Raw genomic sequence first — 15,939 nt, 5'->3', positions numbered from 1 at the left:
TAACTTATAAAGGTTGTACAGAATCTAAGCAGCGCTTATTTTCTACGTGATAGACAAATTCATTCATGTAATGCTTCAACATGCCACGCACTGGCATTGCAGCAGCATCACCCAAAGCGCAAATCGTACGCCCTTGAATATTGGCTGCTACGTCGTTGAGTAAATCTAAATCTTCAGGACGTCCTTGACCATGTTCAATGCGATGAACAATGCGATACAACCAGCCGGTACCTTCACGACAGGGGGTGCACTGACCACAAGATTCTTCGTGATAAAAATAAGACAAGCGCTCTAAGGCCCGCACCATGCAACGGGTGTCATTCATCACGATCACGGCACCAGATCCCAGCATGGAACCTGCTTTAGCAATGCTGTCGTAATCCATCGTCAAATCCATCATTTGCGCGCCAGGAATTACCGGGGCTGAAGATCCTCCAGGAATCACTGCTTTTAATGCTTTGCCATCACGCATGCCACCAGCAAGCTTGAGTAAGTTAGCAAATGGCGTACCCAATGGAACCTCGTAATTTCCGGAATGTACTACGTCACCAGATACAGAGAAAATTTTGGTACCGCCGTTATTCGGTTTACCCAGATCTAAATAGGCTTGACCACCAATTGCTAAAACAAAGGGAACGGCTGCAAATGTTTCAGTATTATTAATCGTTGTAGGCTTGCCATACAAACCAAAGCTGGCTGGGAATGGCGGCTTAAAGCGTGGTTGGCCTTTTTTACCTTCTAATGATTCCAGCAAAGCGGTTTCTTCGCCACAGATATAGGCACCCCAACCTGGAGTGGCATGCAACTGGAAGGAGAAATCACTTCCCAGAATCTTGTCGCCTAAGTAACCTGCAGCACGCGCTTCTTCTAAAGCCTCTTCAAAGCGTGCATACACTTCCCAGATCTCACCGTGGATATAGTTATAGCCAACACTAATACCCATGGTGTATGCGCCAATGATCATGCCCTCAATCAAAGCATGTGGGTTATAGCGCATGATGTCACGGTCTTTAAAGGTACCAGGCTCACCTTCATCGCTATTACAAACTAAATATTTTTGGCCTGGGAACTGACGGGGCATAAAGCTCCACTTCAATCCTGTTGGGAAACCCGCACCACCGCGACCACGCAATGATGATGCTTTCAACTCGGCAATGATGGCATCAGGAGCAACTTTGTCATTTAATAAACGACGTAATTGTTGATAGCCACCACGACTTTCATAGTCTTTTAAGCGCCAGTTATCACCATTCAATCCAGCAAGAATCAAAGGCTTAATGTGACGGTCGTGCAAGCTGGTCATACCGCTTTCCCTTCTGCACGGAGTTCACTTAATAGTGAATCAATTTTTTCTTTACTCATAAAACTGCACATCCGCTTGTCATTTACTAACATCACTGGTGAGTCGCCACAGGCGCCCATACACTCACCCTCTTTTAGAGTGAAGGTGCCACAAGAGGTAGTTTCATTAAAGCCGATACCCAAAGTATCTTTCAGATAGTTTGCAGCTGTAGCGCCATGCGTTAATTGGCAAGGCAAGTTGGTACAGATCACCAGCTTGTATTTACCAATCGGCTTGGTGTTATACATATTGTAGAAAGTAGCCACTTCATCTACTGCAATGCTAGGCATCTCTAAAATCTGAGCAACGGTTGCAATGACCTCAGGCGATACCCAACCTACTTCGCCTTGGGCAGCAATCAAAGCAGCCATGACTGCAGACTGCTTTTGCTCTGGCGGATATTTGGCGACATTACGGGCAATCTCTGCCAGTGTTTTATCGGATAGTTGAAGAGTGGTTGTCATTAGCGGTCAATCTCTCCAAACACAATGTCTTGCGTACCAATAATCGTTACGGCATCAGCCAACATGTGGCCACGGGACATTTCATCCATGGCTGAAAGATGGACAAATCCAGGTGCACGAATCTTTAAGCGATATGGCTTATTAGCGCCATCAGAAATCAAGTAAATACCGAATTCACCTTTTGGATGCTCAACGGCTGAGTAGGCTTCGCCATTCGGAACATGCATGCCTTCGGTAAAGAGTTTGAAATGGTGAATCAACTCTTCCATATTGGTTTTCATATCCACGCGCTTTGGTGGAGCTACTTTATGGTTGTCGCTCATCACAGGGCCTGGATTTGCCTTGAGCCAGGCTATGCACTGTTTAATAATGCGGTTGGATTGATACATCTCTTCCATGCGAACTAGATAACGATCATATGAGTCGCCATTCACACCAACTGGAATATCAAAGTCCAGGCGGTCATAGACTTCGTATGGCTGCTTCTTACGTAAATCCCACTCAATACCAGAACCTCGCAACATCGGGCCAGTAAAGCCGAGTTGCAATGCACGCTCAGGCGTGACGACACCGATATTGACTAGACGTTGTTTCCAGATGCGGTTATCCGTTAAGAGATTGCAGTACTCGTCAACGTTGGCATCAAAGCCATTGCTAAACTGCTCTATGAAGTCGAGTAATGAACCACTACGGTTCTCATTCAAACGCTTTACGGCTGATGGGCTGCGAACTTTAGATTTACTGTACTGCGCCATTTGGTCTGGCAAGTCGCGATAGACACCACCCGGACGATAGTAAGCAGCATGCATACGAGCGCCAGATACGGCTTCGTACATATCAAAAATATCTTCACGATCACGGAAGGCGTACAAGAACACCGCCATCGCACCCACGTCTAAGCCGTGACAACCAATCCAGAGTAAGTGATTCAATAAACGAGTCAACTCGTCATACATCACACGGATATATTGTGCGCGCAGCGGAACTTCTACTTGCAACAACTTCTCAATAGCCATGACATAAGCATGTTCATTGGCCATCATAGAAACGTAATCCAAGCGATCCATATAAGGCACGTTCTGGATCCAAGTACGCGTCTCAGCTAATTTTTCTGTTGCACGATGCAATAAACCAATATGGGGGTCAGCGCGCTGAATCACTTCACCATCAAGCTCAAGCACTAAGCGCAATACACCGTGGGCCGCAGGATGCTGAGGCCCAAAGTTCAGGGTGTAGTTCTTAATCTTGGCCATAACTTAAACCGGGCCTCCGTACTGTTCTTCGCGCACGATGCGGGGAGTAATCTCACGCGCCTCAATCGTGACTGGCTGATAGACAACCCGTTTTAACTCTGGGTCATAACGCATTTCGACCGTCCCACTGATTGGGAAATCTTTTCTAAATGGATGGCCAATAAAGCCATAGTCAGTCAAAATACGGCGCAAGTCATCATGACCATCAAACAAGATGCCGTAGAGATCAAATGCTTCACGCTCAAACCAGTTAGCGGAGTTCCATACTGGAGTAATTGAAGCCACTAATGGATAGCTATCGTCAGCAGCAAAGACTCTGACGCGCAAACGCCAGTTGTGTTGCAGTGATAGCAAATGACTGACAACAGCGAAACGTTGACCACTCCAAGCGCCATCACCAAAGTCTTGGTAATCAACACCACATAAATCAATCAATTGCTCAAAAGCAAGTAATGGGTTATCACGCAATAGCATGGCAGACTCAAAATAAGTATCGGCGTTCAACACGACAGTCACCTCACCTAGTGCACTCTCAATCGAGCGAGCACGCTTACCCAGAACTTTTTCTAGGTTGGCAGCTAATTGAACTAAACGATCTGACATGAATTAGGCCTTCCGCGCAATCGTGCTAGTACGAGCGATCTTCGATTGCAACTGAATGATTCCATAAATCAAGGCTTCAGCGGTTGGAGGGCAACCAGGAACATAAATATCTACTGGCACAATGCGGTCGCAACCGCGCACTACTGAATAGGAGTTATGGTAATACCCACCACCGTTTGCACAAGAACCCATAGAGATTACCCAGCGTGGTTCTGGCATTTGGTCGTAAACCTTACGCAAGGCTGGGGCCATCTTGTTACATAAAGTGCCTGCAACAATCATCAAATCCGATTGACGCGGAGATGGGCGAAACACCACGCCAAAACGGTCTAAGTCATAACGCGATGCGCCGGCATGCATCATCTCCACCGCGCAGCAAGCCAGACCAAAAGTCATTGGCCATAAAGAGCCGTTACGCGTCCAGTTGATCAACTGATCCGCAGTAGTGGTAACAAATCCTTCTTTGAGAACGCCTTCTAGTGCCATATCGATCACTCCCAGTCGAGAGCGCCCTTTTTCCAGATATACACAAATCCCACAATGAATTCCAATAGGAAGATCACCATAGAGGCGTAGCCAAACCAACCGATATCACGCAAAGCAACACCCCATGGAAATAGGAATGCTGTCTCAAGATCAAAGAGGATGAAAAGAATGGCAATGAGGTAATAGCGCACATCGAACTTCATACGCGCATCTTCGAAAGCTTCAAAACCGCACTCATATGGAGAGAGTTTTTCAGCATCAGGCTTCGAAGGAGCCAAAATTTTACCGAGGAACATGGGGACTAATCCCACCCCAATACCTACGAGGATAAAAAGTAGAACAGGAAAGTAATTAGCGAGATTCAAAATGGTCCTGATTCGTTCGTCTGGTAATGCTTAAAACAGCTCATGATTCATTAATACACTTAATACAACTTCTACATTTTGGTGCCGACGGCGAGACTCGAACTCGCACAGCCTAAGCCACTACCCCCTCAAGATAGCGTGTCTACCAATTTCACCACGTCGGCATCTTGCAAAACCTATCAATTCTACTGCATTGCAACACTTCACTACCCTCATTTACGGGCGGGTAAATCTGTAAAAACCTACTGTTTTACTTAGGAACTGCAGGCTTTGTTGGATCCTGGACTGGCACCACTGGAGCTGCTGGAGCTACCACCGGTGCAACTGTTCCAGAGAGAACCCCAGGACTAACTTCCTTCTTATTGCCAAGCCAAGTAATGCCCAAAGTGCTAATGAAGAAAACGGCAGCAAAAATGGCTGTTGCATGTGACAGGAAATTAGCAGAGCCGCTAGCGCCGAATAAGCTACCTGAGGCGCCTGAACCAAAAGCTGCCCCCATGTCCGCGCCCTTACCTTGCTGCAATAGCACTAACAAAATCACAGCCAATGCTGAAACTACCTGCATTACGATCAATAAAGTCTTAAGCCATTCCACAATTCATCTCCAAATAAAAGTCTACGCCTTACAGATAGCCAGAAACTCTTGGGGATTTAATGAAGCTCCCCCAACCAATCCGCCATCAATATCAGGCATTGCAAACAACTCAACGGCATTGTCAGGTTTGACACTACCGCCATACAAAATTCCAACATGAGAAGCAACGTCCTCATCAAATTCAGCCAATTGCAAACGAATAGCGCGATGCATATCCTGGGCAACTTGGGCGCTAGCAACCTTGCCAGTGCCAATCGCCCAAATAGGCTCATAAGCAATCAAGCAATCTGCTAAACGGTCTTGGAGCACAGATAACTGCTTTGCTACTTGTCCACGAACAACCTCTACCGCTCTACCTGAATTTCTTTCATCCGCAGTTTCGCCCACACAAATCACTGGTGTCATACCGCTATCTAATACCTGTAAGGCCTTCGCTGCTACCAGCTCGTCAGCTTCATGATGCGTTTGACGGCGCTCAGAGTGGCCAACAATCACATAACTACAGCCCAATTCTTTTAAGGTAGAAGCTGCTGCTTCACCGGTATAGGGGCCAGACACATAAGCTGAAGCATCTTGTGCGCCAAGACTTAAAAAGGCTAAAGAAAATTCTTTAATGAGTGCTGCACATTGCGCCAAATACGGAAATGGTGGACATACAGCAAACTTACGGCCAGACGGCATACCACTTTCCATGCCACGGGCAACGGTCTTGATCCAATCTTGATTACTAGCAAGATTGCCATTCATTTTCCAGTTACCGATGATGATGAGTGGTCGCATTTTTAAGTAACAGTTTCTAGACTGTTAAAACAATCTTGCCAACATGCTCTGATGATTCCATCAAGCTATGGGCATCTGCTGCCTGATCTAGTCTGAAGGTTTTGTAAATCACTGGCTTTAATTGGCCTGCATTGAGCAAAGGCCAGATATTGTCATAAAGCTGCTTTGTAATCTGCTTCTTAAAGGAGACTGGACGAGGGCGCAATGTTGAACCAGTAATGGTTAAACGACGGCGCAAGATTTGGTTAGTACTCACCTCCGCTTTTGATCCACCCTGAATCGCAATGATGACAATACGTCCATCATCAGCCAAACAATCAATTTCACGTTGGACATAAGCGCCAGTCACCATATCCAGAATGACATTGACGCCCTTACCATCAGTCGCTTTCTTAATCTCTTCCACAAAGTCTTGGGTTTTATAGTTCACGGCTAAATCAGCGCCTAACTTAATACAAGCTGTACATTTTTCATCTGTGCCTGCAGTCACAAATACTTTATGGCCCAAAGCCTTGGCAATCAGAATGGCAGTAACACCAATACCGCTAGAACCACCTTGTACCAAGAGGGTTTCACCCTCTGCTAGTTGACCACGCATGAAGACGTTACTCCATACGGTATAGAAAGTTTCAGGCAATGCTGCGGCCTCTTGATCAGTAAAACCTTTTGGGTAGGGCAAGCACTGGGCAACTGGAGCTGTGCAGAGCTCAGCATAACCACCACCCTGCACTAAGGCACAAACCTTATCGCCAATCTTCAGGCCAAACACATTATCTGCATGAGCTAAGTCACCGCCAATGATCTCACCAGCAACTTCAAGACCAGGAATATCAGAAGCTCCAGCTGGCACGGGGTAAAAACCCTTGCGCTGGAGCACATCTGGTCGGTTGATACCAGCAGCAATCACCTTAATCAAAATCTCGCCGGTACCAGCAGTCGGAACTACTGGATCCGGACGAGTGGCAGGCACCAACATTTCTGGTGCGCCAAATTCTTTGATTTCCATTACGCGCATAAGGGCTTCTCGCAGTAGTAGAGGTGAATAACTTAAGCTGTTTCGTCGGCGGATGGAGCCACTTCAGCAGCAGCGCCAGCTAAAGGAGCAATCGTACCGCCCTCTTCTGCCATTGCAGCTTTGAGAGATAAACGCAAACGACCACGCTCGTCAGCAGCTAACAACTTCACGCGTACAACTTGACCTTCTTGCAAATAATCTTTGACTTCTTTAACACGCTCGTTAGAGATTTCAGAGATATGCAAGAGACCATCTTTACCTGGAAGAATGTTTACCAAAGCACCGAACTCAAGCAACTTCACTACTGGTCCTTCGTAGATCTTGCCTACTTCAGCCTCTGCAGTAATACCTTCGATACGTGCTTTTGCTTCAGCCATGCCTTCAGCACTGGTAGAAGCGATAGTGACAGTGCCATCATCTTTAATGTCGATGCTGCAACCCGTTTCTTTGGTCAAAGCTTGGATAGTTGCGCCACCCTTACCAATGACTTCACGAATCTTGTCTGGATGAATCTTGAATGACACCATGCGTGGAGCATGCGCTGACAATTCTGTACGAACTGAACCCATGGCTTCTTGCATTTTGCTCAAGATGTGCAAACGGCCTTCTTTAGCTTGCGCTAAAGCCACTTGCATAATTTCTTTAGTAATGCCTTGAACCTTAATGTCCATCTGTAGTGCAGTAATACCATTTGCAGTACCTGCTACTTTAAAGTCCATATCGCCTAAGTGATCTTCATCACCCAAGATATCGGTCAACACAGCAAAACGGTTGCCATCCAGAATCAAGCCCATGGCTACACCAGCAACGTGCGCTTTTACTGGAACACCTGCATCCATCATTGCCAAACAGCCACCGCAAACGGAAGCCATTGAAGATGAACCGTTGGACTCAGTGATTTCTGAAACTACCCGAATACTGTATGCAAAGTCTTCAGCACTTGGCAATACTGGAATCAATGCGCGCTTAGCCAAACGGCCATGACCAATTTCACGACGCTTAGGGCTACCTACGCGACCAGTTTCGCCAGTGGCAAACGGAGGCATGTTGTAGTGGAACATGAAACGATCGCGGTATTCACCTTCGAGCGCATCAATAATTTGCTCGTCACGTGCAGTACCTAAAGTAGCTACTACCAATGCTTGAGTTTCACCACGGGTAAACAATGCAGAACCGTGTGTGCGTGGCAATACGCCATTCCGAATTTCAATCGGACGAACAGTACGGGTATCACGACCATCAATGCGTGGTTCACCATTCAAAATCTGGCTACGAACAATCTTCGCTTCGATTTCAAACATGATGTCGCTAACAGCAACAGCGTCAACGTCACCTTCTTCAGCTAGCTTAGCTAACACTGTTTTAGAGATTTCTTTGAGCTTGTCTGAACGCGCACCTTTTTGACGAATCTGATAAGCCTCACGCAATGGCGCTTCAGCTAAGGCAGTAACCTTAGCGATGAATGGCTCATCTTTAGGAGCAGCAGTCCAATCCCACTCTGGCTTGCCAGCCTCTTTTACTAATTCGTTGATGGCGTTGATTGCGGTTTGCATTTGGTCGTGACCATATACAACAGCACCTAACATCACTTCTTCAGAAAGTTGGTTTGCCTCTGACTCCACCATCAATACAGCAGCTTGGGTACCAGCAACGATTAAATCGAGTTCACTAGTAGCTTGTTCTGTACGGGTTGGGTTTAAGAGGTATTGGCCATTGGCATAACCCACACGAGCTGCGCCAACAGGGCCAGCAAAAGGAATACCTGAGATAGCCAAGGCTGCAGAAGCAGCGATCAAAGCAGGAATATCTGAAGGAACGTCAGGGTTGATAGACAACACATGGATCACTACTTGAACTTCGTTCAAGAAGCCTTCTGGAAACAATGGGCGTAATGGGCGATCGATCAAACGAGAGATCAAGGTCTCACCTTCTGAAGGGCGACCTTCACGACGGAAGAAGCCACCAGGGATCTTGCCTGCTGCGTAAGTCTTTTCTAAATAATCCACCGTCAATGGGAAAAAGGATTGGCCTGGCTTTGCAGACTTAGAGGCAACTACAGTACCCATTACTACGGTGTCATCCACGTTAACGATGACGGCGCCACCAGATTGGCGAGCAATCTCACCTGTTTCTATAGTTACTTGATGGTTGCCCCATTGAAAACTCTTTACTGCTTTTTTAAACATAGTCATTCTGATCTTCTCCAAATTGTTCACACAAAACTCACATGAGCATTGCGCTTGTCGTGGGATAAAGCAGTGTCACGACAACACTGGAGCGATTTATGATCAAAAGGGATGCCATTCCAATGAGACTCTGCGGGGCATTCAGAAACTCATTGGAATGACACGATCCCCTACACAAATGATCGAAAAGCGCCCAAAAAACATGCCATCTACTTAAGACCGGTTCTGCGAAGAAACAACCCTAAGAAAGATGGCATTGCATACCGATAAGAATTACTTACGGAGACCTAATTTGTCGATGAGTGCGCGATAGCGATCCAAATCTTTGCCCTTGAGATAATCCAAGAGGCGACGGCGACGTGAAACCATCTTCAACAAACCACGACGGCTGTGATGATCTTTAGCGTTAGCCTTGAAATGGGGGGTTAATTCATTGATACGGGCGGTTAGCAATGAAACTTGAACTTCAGGGCTACCCGTATCGTTTGCGCTGCGCGCGTTCTCTTTGACGATTTCCGCCGTCTTAATATCAGCAACTGCCATTTTTAATACTCCTTACTTGCGAACACCTGAGCTTTCACCCAATTTGTGTCGTGCGTTATTAACAAAATAAAACAAAAAAGCTTTACAAATCAAAGCCCTCGAATTGTAGCAGATCGAGCCCATGCTGGCTACTGTGAGGCTCTTCCTGAGATATTATTAGCTTTAGGAGTAATAATAGTTATTGAAAATGCATGATAAATTGCTTAAAAATCAAAGATATAAGCGCATTTAATCCAGTAGCCTATTTATTAGTAGACCTTTTAGGGCAAACCCATGAAAAAGACCATTCTGACACCCGTTTTATTGTCCCTCTTGCTAGCGCCAGACCTGGCAAATGCCTCCTTTTTGCCCCCAGACATGATTGATGGATTTGCCAATATTGTCTCTTGGGTTGTTCTGATTGTTCTGCCCGTGGGTTTCATTGCTGGCTTTTGGTACGTCCACATCCTCCCGGATACGATTGCCAAACGCAGAGAGCACCCACAAAGGGATGCCATTCACGCCCTATGCCTTCTCTCTCTCTTCGTAGGGGGCTTACTTTGGCCCTTCGCTTACCTTTGGGCATATACCCGCCCTACGATGTACAAGCTTGCTTATGGAACTGATAAATACATGCCCTTGGATAAAGAGCATCAAGAAGAACAGACTGAGGCGAAATAAGCATGGAAGCACTAATACTTGGCATTTATGCCAGCATTGTTTGGCTGATCTTTTTTAAGTACAAATTACTCCCGTGGAACACAGTAGCAAAGGTAATTGTTTTTACGATTCCGGTTGTTGGAATGATTACCCTGATATTGCTGCTCAATATCTTTTCACCCTCTTCCAGCAATGTCGTTGTTGTCAGAAATTCCGTTGGCATCGTTAGTCAAGTCAAGGGCCGCGTTACTGAAGTTCCCGTAACCGTAAATCAGCGCGTCAAAAAGGGAGATGTCCTCTTCAAGATTGATCCCACACAGTATCAAGCCTCAGCTAATGCGCTCAAAGCCAAGCTCAAATTAGCAAAAATGCGCGTTCAACAAAATGAAGCTCTTGTGAAAAGTGGTTCTGGTAATCGCTTTGATTTAGAAAAGGCCCAAGCAGATTTTGCGGAACTGAGCGAACAAAGTATTAATTCTGAATATGATCTTGCGCAAACGATTGTTCGTGCGCCAAGTGATGGCACTGTTGTCAACGTGCAATTGCGCCCTGGTGCTTTTGTAGCAGCTTTTCCAATAGCCTCAGTCATGACTTTCATGGAGGACACGCCGCAAATTTATGCGCTATTTAATCAAAATGAATTGCATCAAATTGAAGTAGGCAATGAAGCTGAGTTCTACATCCCTAGCTTTCCAGGAAAGATCCTCAAAGCAACAGTGGAGTCCATCATCCTCGCTGAGGGGCAAGGACAAATCGGCGTCAGCGGTAATCTACCTACTACTGGTTTAAGAGAAATTCCAGTCAATCGTTTTGCAGTCAAACTCGTAATGGACGATCGTCATGCTGAGCTATTATTGCCAGCTGGCGCCGTGGGTGATGGCGCTGTCTATACCGATCATCTTGCGTTCTTACATGTTATCCGCAAGGTGATGTTACGGATTAGCACTAAGCTCAATTACATCATTCCGAAATTACATTAAAAATAGAGATGCATACACCAGGCATGAACTCGTTTCATAAAGCTGCGCTCTATTTATTGGGGGCTCTTACAGTCAGTGCGTGCACCATTAGTCCGCTCCAGAAAAATAAAGAGCTAGTAGATAAATCCATACCAAATGCGGTTATTCCGCAGCAATTTGAGGCAGGCAAGATATCTACTAAAGACATTGCGGGTGTTGACGATGCTTGGTTAAAACAATTCAATGACTCAGAACTCAATGCTTTAGTAATTGAAGCCTTGCAAAATAATCCCAGCGTGCGGGTTATCGCTGCAAGGCGCGTTCAATCGGAAGCCTTAATTAATGCCGCAGGTGGAGGGCAATATCCCGGCGTCGGCGCTATTGGTAATTCAGGAGGCAAAGTAGGTTCTAGTGGCACCGGCTTAACCGGTTTTTATATTGGCGCCAATTGGGAATTAGATCTCTGGGGCCGAGTGCGCACCACAGTTGCTGGAGCAGAGCAAAATGCCAAAGCAATCAATGCAGATCAAGATGCGGCTCGCCTCTCTTTAATTGCCACAGTGGCTAAATCTGTTTGGCTAGCGCGTAGCCTTCAAGAGCAAGCGCAGTTAGCGAAGGACAATGCAGATGCATCTCAAAAAATTGCAGATTTGACGCAAGTGCGAGAGAAAATTGGGGCCTCTTCAGCCAGTGATGTAGCAATCGCAAAAGCAAATGCAGCACAAGCACAAGAACTAGCCCTCAATGCTGCAACAGCAAGAGATCAAGCCTTGCGCGCCGTAGAAGTTTTACTGGGTCGCTACCCAAAAGCAGATCTTCTGAAAACTACCGTCTTGCCCGCTCTACCAAAACCGGTTGCACCTGGTTTGCCAGCAGATTTACTAGAGCGCAGGCCTGATGTGATTGCCGCAGAAGCGAGAGTCAATAGCGCTTTTTATCTTGCCGATGAAAAACGCTTGGCTCGTCTTCCAAAGATTAGCCTCACCGCTGGCTATGGCTATCTGAATAGCCAAATCTTTACTTTGATTAATGGTGCAAGCACAAGCTTTGGGGTTGGTGCCAATGTTGCGCTGCCCCTGTTTCAAGGCGGCGCCATCGAAGCCCAGATTGCCTATCAAAATGCCGAAGCCCAAGCTGCCATGGCCAACTATGGAAAAGTAGTTTTAGCCGCCTTCAATGATGTGGAGAATGCCTTGAGTGGTGAAGCAAGCTGGCGAGAAAGAACAAACCAAATACATACACAGCTTGACGAACAACAACGCATCATGAGGAATACCGAGGCAGAATTTAAGATTGGCAGAATTGATCAACGCCAAATTCATCAGCAACGAATCAAAACCAACGTCACAGATATCAACTGGTATCAGGGTCAGGTCGATGCATTATCTCAACGCGTTAATCTCTACTTAGCCCTTGGCGGCTCGGCCGAATAACACTTCAATCAACCTTTATTGCTTAATATGAAAAACTCTCTCTTGATTGCCGCTATTGGCTGTGCCCTACTGATGCCAACATATTCTGATGCACAATTCTCAAATCCATTTGGTCCTGACAAAACAATTGCCCAACAAAAGCAAGATATCCTTAAAAAGAATGATGAGATCTTGAAGCATCTATATAAAGTGGAACCAAAAGCAAAAGAGCTCATTGATAAATCGATTGGGTATGCAAGCTTTAGCAACTTTGGCATGAAAATTTTGATTGCTGGTGGCGGCACCGGAAGTGGTGTTGTTATTAGTAAATCAGGAGCAAAACCAGTTTATATGAATATGGCAGAGGTTCAAGCTGGTGTTGGCTTTGGAATTAAATCATTTCAGAACATTTTTATATTCCAAACCGAAGCCGCCTTAAATGACTTTGTAAATTCTGGATGGACTTTTGGTGGGCAAGTAACAGCGGCAGCTAAATACGAAAAGAATGGTAGCGCCTATCAAGACGCTACTGTCGTAGCTCCCGGAGTATTAATGTACCAACTAACAGATACGGGCCTTGCCGCTGAAATCACCGGCAAGGGCACTAAGTACTACAAAGACTCTGATTTAAATAAGTAAAGGCTTTGTAGCTTCTTAAGGCGTCATTTGCGCATTGAGTTTTGCTTGGCTAGGATCATGTAACTTATTTAAGGCTGATAAATAGGCCTTAGCAGAGGCAGCAATGATGTCAGGATCTGTACCAACACCGTTCACAATTCGGCCACCTTTAGCTAAACGTACCGTAACCTCACCCTGGGATTGAGTACCCGAGGTAATGGCATTGACTGAGTAAAGTAATTGCTCTGCCCCGCTCTTAGCAATTTCCTCAATCGCATTTAAGCTAGCATCCACCGGGCCATTACCTTCAGCCTCTGAGCTCACTTCTTTATCACCCATCCGGAAAGTAACACGTGATTTAGGACGCTCACCCGTTTCAGAATGCTGACTCAAAGAGATGAAGTGATAATGCTCACCTTCTTCTGCAGCAGCAGAATCAGACATGATGGCAATGATGTCTTCATCAAAGATATCTGATTTTTGATCAGCCAAGGCCTTAAAACGAGCAAATGCTTCATTGAGTTCTATTTCAGCTTCAACCGTAATGCCTAATTCTTGCAAACGTTGCTTAAAAGCATTGCGGCCCGATAACTTACCCAAGACGATCTTGTTGGTAGACCAGCCCACATCTTCTGCGCGCATGATTTCATAAGTCTCACGATTCTTCAAAATACCATCTTGGTGAATACCAGAAGCGTGGGCAAAAGCATTGGCGCCTACGACTGCTTTATTGGGTTGCACCACAAAACCTGTAATTTGAGAAACCAACTTAGAAGCTGGAACAATTTGACTCGCATCAATGCCACACACCATATCAAAGTAATCTTTACGAGTGCGCAAAGACATCACAATCTCTTCTAATGCAGTATTACCGGCACGCTCACCTAAGCCATTGATGGTGCACTCGATCTGACGAGCTCCGCCAATCTTCACGCCCGCCAATGAATTGGCAACCGCCATGCCCAAGTCGTTATGACAGTGCACTGACCAGACCGCTTTATCAGAATTGGGCACACGGGTACGCAAGGTCTTAATAAACTCGCCATACAACTCTGGAGTCGCATAACCAACGGTATCTGGAATATTGATCGTAGTGGCACCTTCATTAATGACACCCTCAACAACTCTGCATAAGAAATCTAGCTCTGAGCGATAGCCATCCTCTGCAGAGAACTCAATATCATCCGCCAAATTTCTGGCAAAACGAATCGAACGCTTAGCTTGCTCCAAAACCTCTTCTGGGGTCATGCGTAACTTCACGGACATATGTAATGGGCTGGTCGCTAAGAACGCATGAATACGTTTGGCTTTAGCCGCCTTTAATGCATCCGCTGCACGCGTAATATCTTTGTCGTTCGCCCTGGCCAAGGAACAGACGATGGAATCTTTAATAGCCGCAGATACCGCAGAGATCGCCTGGAAGTCACCTTCGGAGCTAGCTGCAAATCCTGCCTCGATCACATCGACCTTAAGTCGCTCTAATTGACGAGCAATGCGAACTTTTTCATCCTTGGTCATGGAAGCGCCAGGGGATTGCTCACCATCACGCAAGGTGGTGTCAAAAATGATTACTCTATCGCTCATCACTACTCTCCGGTTTTGAATACTGTAATAACAATTACTGAATCTGAATCTTAAAAACAAAAACCCCAGCAATTAGCTGGGGCTGGTATGTGGTGGTTGATGAATTACTTTGATCTCATCAACTCAGGCCTTACCCGCCCCAAGCTTAATGCTTAGTGCCAGTAGAAGGAGGCCCGTTAAAGGTGAGAAATTGATCAACATGGAATTAATATACCCGAAAATTCTGAAATTAGCTAAAACGCTTCCCGCTGAGGCGCTCCCAGGCCCAAATCACATAGCCAGAGATGGAATACACCACAAAAACACCAAATAAGGTTAGTGGCGGATTAGAAGAAATCAATACAAAGGTCAGAATCATTAAGACCATCACACCAAATGGCACTCGGTAGCGGACATCTAAAGCTTTGCCACTATAAAAACGGGCATTCGAAACCATGGTCAAGCCGGCATAGACCGCAATAAAGAAGGTAATCCAGGGAATGGCAGTGTCGCGCACTGGAATCTTATTGTCATCAGCAAGCCAAATAAATCCGGCCATTAAAGCGCCAGCTGCTGGGCTTGGCAAACCTTGGAAGAACTTCTTATCAACTACGCCGGTGTTCACATTGAAACGCGCTAAGCGTAAAGCAGCACCTGCGCAATAAGTAAATGCGGCTAACCAGCCCCACTTACCCAAATCTTTTAAGGCCCACTCATAAGCAACCAGAGCTGGCGCCACACCAAATGACACCATATCGGCTAGTGAATCATATTGCTCACCAAAAGCACTTTGAGTATTCGTCATCCGCGCAATACGACCATCCATACCATCTAATACCAAGGAGGCAAAAATAGCGATTGCTGCAATTTCAAACTGGTGGTTCATCGCATTCACAATTGCAAAGAAGCCACTGAACAAGGCTGCCGTTGTAAATGCATTTGGCAGCAAGTAGATACCTTTGCCACGGGGGCGAGGTTTTTGCTGTAACTCCTCTACTTCGTAATCAACCCCATCACCTAAGTCTGCTGCCCATTGATCATCCTCGGATCCTGTGCGTCTATCTGAAAGACGACTACGATCGATGCGGCCACGACGGCGAAATGTACCCAAAATAT

General features: G+C 46.0%; 17 protein-coding genes and 1 tRNA gene. 4 read left to right on the top strand and 14 right to left on the bottom strand.

From position 1 onward, the window contains the following. Window positions 1-4: 4 nt before the first annotated feature. The 12 genes from nuoF to rpsO all read right to left on the bottom strand — a co-directional run bounded on the left by nuoF (window position 5) and on the right by rpsO (window position 9,632). Window positions 5-1,303 carry an NADH-quinone oxidoreductase subunit NuoF gene (nuoF, locus tag ICN29_RS00315; RefSeq protein ID WP_216128613.1) on the bottom strand — a complete coding sequence of 433 codons (1,299 nt, stop codon included), beginning with the start codon at window positions 1,301-1,303 and terminating at the stop codon, window positions 5-7. Continuing rightward, window positions 1,300-1,806: an NADH-quinone oxidoreductase subunit NuoE gene (gene nuoE / locus ICN29_RS00310; protein ID WP_216128611.1), complete on the bottom strand. Its 507-nt coding sequence runs from the start codon at window positions 1,804-1,806 to the stop codon at window positions 1,300-1,302. The genes nuoF and nuoE overlap by 4 nt, the downstream gene beginning before the upstream one ends. Further along, window positions 1,806-3,059: an NADH-quinone oxidoreductase subunit D gene (locus ICN29_RS00305; RefSeq protein WP_216128609.1), complete on the bottom strand. Its 1,254-nt coding sequence runs from the start codon at window positions 3,057-3,059 to the stop codon at window positions 1,806-1,808. Before ICN29_RS00305 ends, nuoE begins: the two co-directional genes overlap by 1 nt. Before the next feature lie 3 nt (window positions 3,060-3,062). After that, the gene (locus ICN29_RS00300) at window positions 3,063-3,662 is read right to left on the bottom strand and encodes an NADH-quinone oxidoreductase subunit C (RefSeq protein WP_216128608.1); all 600 of its coding nucleotides are present in this window, start codon (window positions 3,660-3,662) and stop codon (window positions 3,063-3,065) included. 3 nt (window positions 3,663-3,665) lie between these two features. Then, complete coding sequence (locus tag ICN29_RS00295) at window positions 3,666-4,148, bottom strand: NuoB/complex I 20 kDa subunit family protein (RefSeq protein WP_011902891.1); 483 nt, start codon at window positions 4,146-4,148, stop codon at window positions 3,666-3,668. A gap of 5 nt (window positions 4,149-4,153) precedes the next feature. Further along, the gene (locus ICN29_RS00290) at window positions 4,154-4,513 is read right to left on the bottom strand and encodes an NADH-quinone oxidoreductase subunit A (protein ID WP_011902892.1); all 360 of its coding nucleotides are present in this window, start codon (window positions 4,511-4,513) and stop codon (window positions 4,154-4,156) included. A 79-nt stretch (window positions 4,514-4,592) separates the two neighbouring features. Next, window positions 4,593-4,677, bottom strand: a tRNA-Leu gene (locus ICN29_RS00285). An 86-nt stretch (window positions 4,678-4,763) separates the two neighbouring features. After that, window positions 4,764-5,108, bottom strand: a complete 345-nt coding sequence (secG, locus tag ICN29_RS00280) for a preprotein translocase subunit SecG (RefSeq protein ID WP_216128606.1) — start codon at window positions 5,106-5,108, stop codon at window positions 4,764-4,766. 21 nt (window positions 5,109-5,129) lie between these two features. Continuing rightward, complete coding sequence (gene tpiA / locus ICN29_RS00275) at window positions 5,130-5,888, bottom strand: triose-phosphate isomerase (protein ID WP_216128604.1); 759 nt, start codon at window positions 5,886-5,888, stop codon at window positions 5,130-5,132. A gap of 16 nt (window positions 5,889-5,904) precedes the next feature. Beyond that, window positions 5,905-6,903: an NAD(P)H-quinone oxidoreductase gene (locus ICN29_RS00270; protein ID WP_216128602.1), complete on the bottom strand. Its 999-nt coding sequence runs from the start codon at window positions 6,901-6,903 to the stop codon at window positions 5,905-5,907. A 32-nt stretch (window positions 6,904-6,935) separates the two neighbouring features. Continuing rightward, window positions 6,936-9,095, bottom strand: a complete 2,160-nt coding sequence (gene pnp / locus ICN29_RS00265; RefSeq protein WP_216128600.1) for a polyribonucleotide nucleotidyltransferase — start codon at window positions 9,093-9,095, stop codon at window positions 6,936-6,938. A gap of 267 nt (window positions 9,096-9,362) precedes the next feature. Then, on the bottom strand, window positions 9,363-9,632 hold the full coding sequence (gene rpsO, locus ICN29_RS00260; RefSeq protein WP_068948469.1) for a 30S ribosomal protein S15: 270 nt from the start codon (window positions 9,630-9,632) through the stop codon (window positions 9,363-9,365). Between the two features lie 273 nt (window positions 9,633-9,905). Here rpsO and ICN29_RS00255 point away from each other — a divergent pair, with 273 nt between their 5' ends. From ICN29_RS00255 to ICN29_RS00240, 4 genes are read left to right on the top strand one after another with little or no spacing between them, the layout of a single operon-like run. Then, window positions 9,906-10,292: a DUF3302 domain-containing protein gene (locus tag ICN29_RS00255; RefSeq protein WP_216128598.1), complete on the top strand. Its 387-nt coding sequence runs from the start codon at window positions 9,906-9,908 to the stop codon at window positions 10,290-10,292. Between the two features lie 2 nt (window positions 10,293-10,294). Further along, the gene (locus ICN29_RS00250; protein WP_216128596.1) at window positions 10,295-11,251 is read left to right on the top strand and encodes an HlyD family secretion protein; all 957 of its coding nucleotides are present in this window, start codon (window positions 10,295-10,297) and stop codon (window positions 11,249-11,251) included. Window positions 11,252-11,274: 23 nt separating this feature from the next. Beyond that, entirely contained in the window at window positions 11,275-12,663 is a 1,389-nt protein-coding gene (locus tag ICN29_RS00245) for an efflux transporter outer membrane subunit (RefSeq protein ID WP_216128594.1), read from the top strand. A gap of 27 nt (window positions 12,664-12,690) precedes the next feature. After that, the gene (locus tag ICN29_RS00240; protein WP_216128592.1) at window positions 12,691-13,281 is read left to right on the top strand and encodes a lipid-binding SYLF domain-containing protein; all 591 of its coding nucleotides are present in this window, start codon (window positions 12,691-12,693) and stop codon (window positions 13,279-13,281) included. Between the two features lie 15 nt (window positions 13,282-13,296). Here ICN29_RS00240 and ICN29_RS00235 read toward each other — a convergent pair whose 3' ends face one another. Both ICN29_RS00235 and pssA read right to left on the bottom strand, forming a co-directional pair. Then, a complete protein-coding gene (locus tag ICN29_RS00235; protein ID WP_216128589.1) occupies window positions 13,297-14,844 on the bottom strand; it encodes a 2-isopropylmalate synthase in 1,548 nt (515 codons plus the stop codon). 229 nt (window positions 14,845-15,073) lie between these two features. Next, the gene (pssA, locus tag ICN29_RS00230; RefSeq protein WP_216128587.1) at window positions 15,074-15,934 is read right to left on the bottom strand and encodes a CDP-diacylglycerol--serine O-phosphatidyltransferase; all 861 of its coding nucleotides are present in this window, start codon (window positions 15,932-15,934) and stop codon (window positions 15,074-15,076) included. Between the last annotated feature and the right edge of the window lie 5 nt (window positions 15,935-15,939).

Source organism: Polynucleobacter nymphae, from assembly GCF_018882155.1.
Classification (GTDB): domain Bacteria; phylum Pseudomonadota; class Gammaproteobacteria; order Burkholderiales; family Burkholderiaceae; genus Polynucleobacter; species Polynucleobacter nymphae.
The sequence above is the reverse complement of the archived record's forward strand: the minus strand, read 5'-3'. Positions and strand labels throughout refer to the sequence as shown.

Excerpts from the sequence above, each read along its gene's own strand:
- nuoF (WP_216128613.1), bottom strand. The coding sequence starts at position 1,303 with ATGACCAGCTTGCACGACCGTCACATTAAGCCTTTGATTCTTGCTGGA.
- nuoE (WP_216128611.1), bottom strand. The coding sequence starts at position 1,806 with ATGACAACCACTCTTCAACTATCCGATAAAACACTGGCAGAGATTGCC.
- ICN29_RS00305 (WP_216128609.1), bottom strand. The coding sequence starts at position 3,059 with ATGGCCAAGATTAAGAACTACACCCTGAACTTTGGGCCTCAGCATCCT.
- ICN29_RS00300 (WP_216128608.1), bottom strand. The coding sequence starts at position 3,662 with ATGTCAGATCGTTTAGTTCAATTAGCTGCCAACCTAGAAAAAGTTCTG.
- ICN29_RS00295 (WP_011902891.1), bottom strand. The coding sequence starts at position 4,148 with ATGGCACTAGAAGGCGTTCTCAAAGAAGGATTTGTTACCACTACTGCG.
- tpiA (WP_216128604.1), bottom strand. The coding sequence starts at position 5,888 with ATGCGACCACTCATCATCATCGGTAACTGGAAAATGAATGGCAATCTT.
- ICN29_RS00270 (WP_216128602.1), bottom strand. The coding sequence starts at position 6,903 with ATGCGCGTAATGGAAATCAAAGAATTTGGCGCACCAGAAATGTTGGTG.
- pnp (WP_216128600.1), bottom strand. The coding sequence starts at position 9,095 with ATGACTATGTTTAAAAAAGCAGTAAAGAGTTTTCAATGGGGCAACCAT.
- rpsO (WP_068948469.1), bottom strand. The coding sequence starts at position 9,632 with ATGGCAGTTGCTGATATTAAGACGGCGGAAATCGTCAAAGAGAACGCG.
- ICN29_RS00255 (WP_216128598.1), top strand. The coding sequence starts at position 9,906 with ATGAAAAAGACCATTCTGACACCCGTTTTATTGTCCCTCTTGCTAGCG.
- ICN29_RS00250 (WP_216128596.1), top strand. The coding sequence starts at position 10,295 with ATGGAAGCACTAATACTTGGCATTTATGCCAGCATTGTTTGGCTGATC.
- ICN29_RS00245 (WP_216128594.1), top strand. The coding sequence starts at position 11,275 with ATGAACTCGTTTCATAAAGCTGCGCTCTATTTATTGGGGGCTCTTACA.
- ICN29_RS00240 (WP_216128592.1), top strand. The coding sequence starts at position 12,691 with ATGAAAAACTCTCTCTTGATTGCCGCTATTGGCTGTGCCCTACTGATG.
- ICN29_RS00235 (WP_216128589.1), bottom strand. The coding sequence starts at position 14,844 with ATGAGCGATAGAGTAATCATTTTTGACACCACCTTGCGTGATGGTGAG.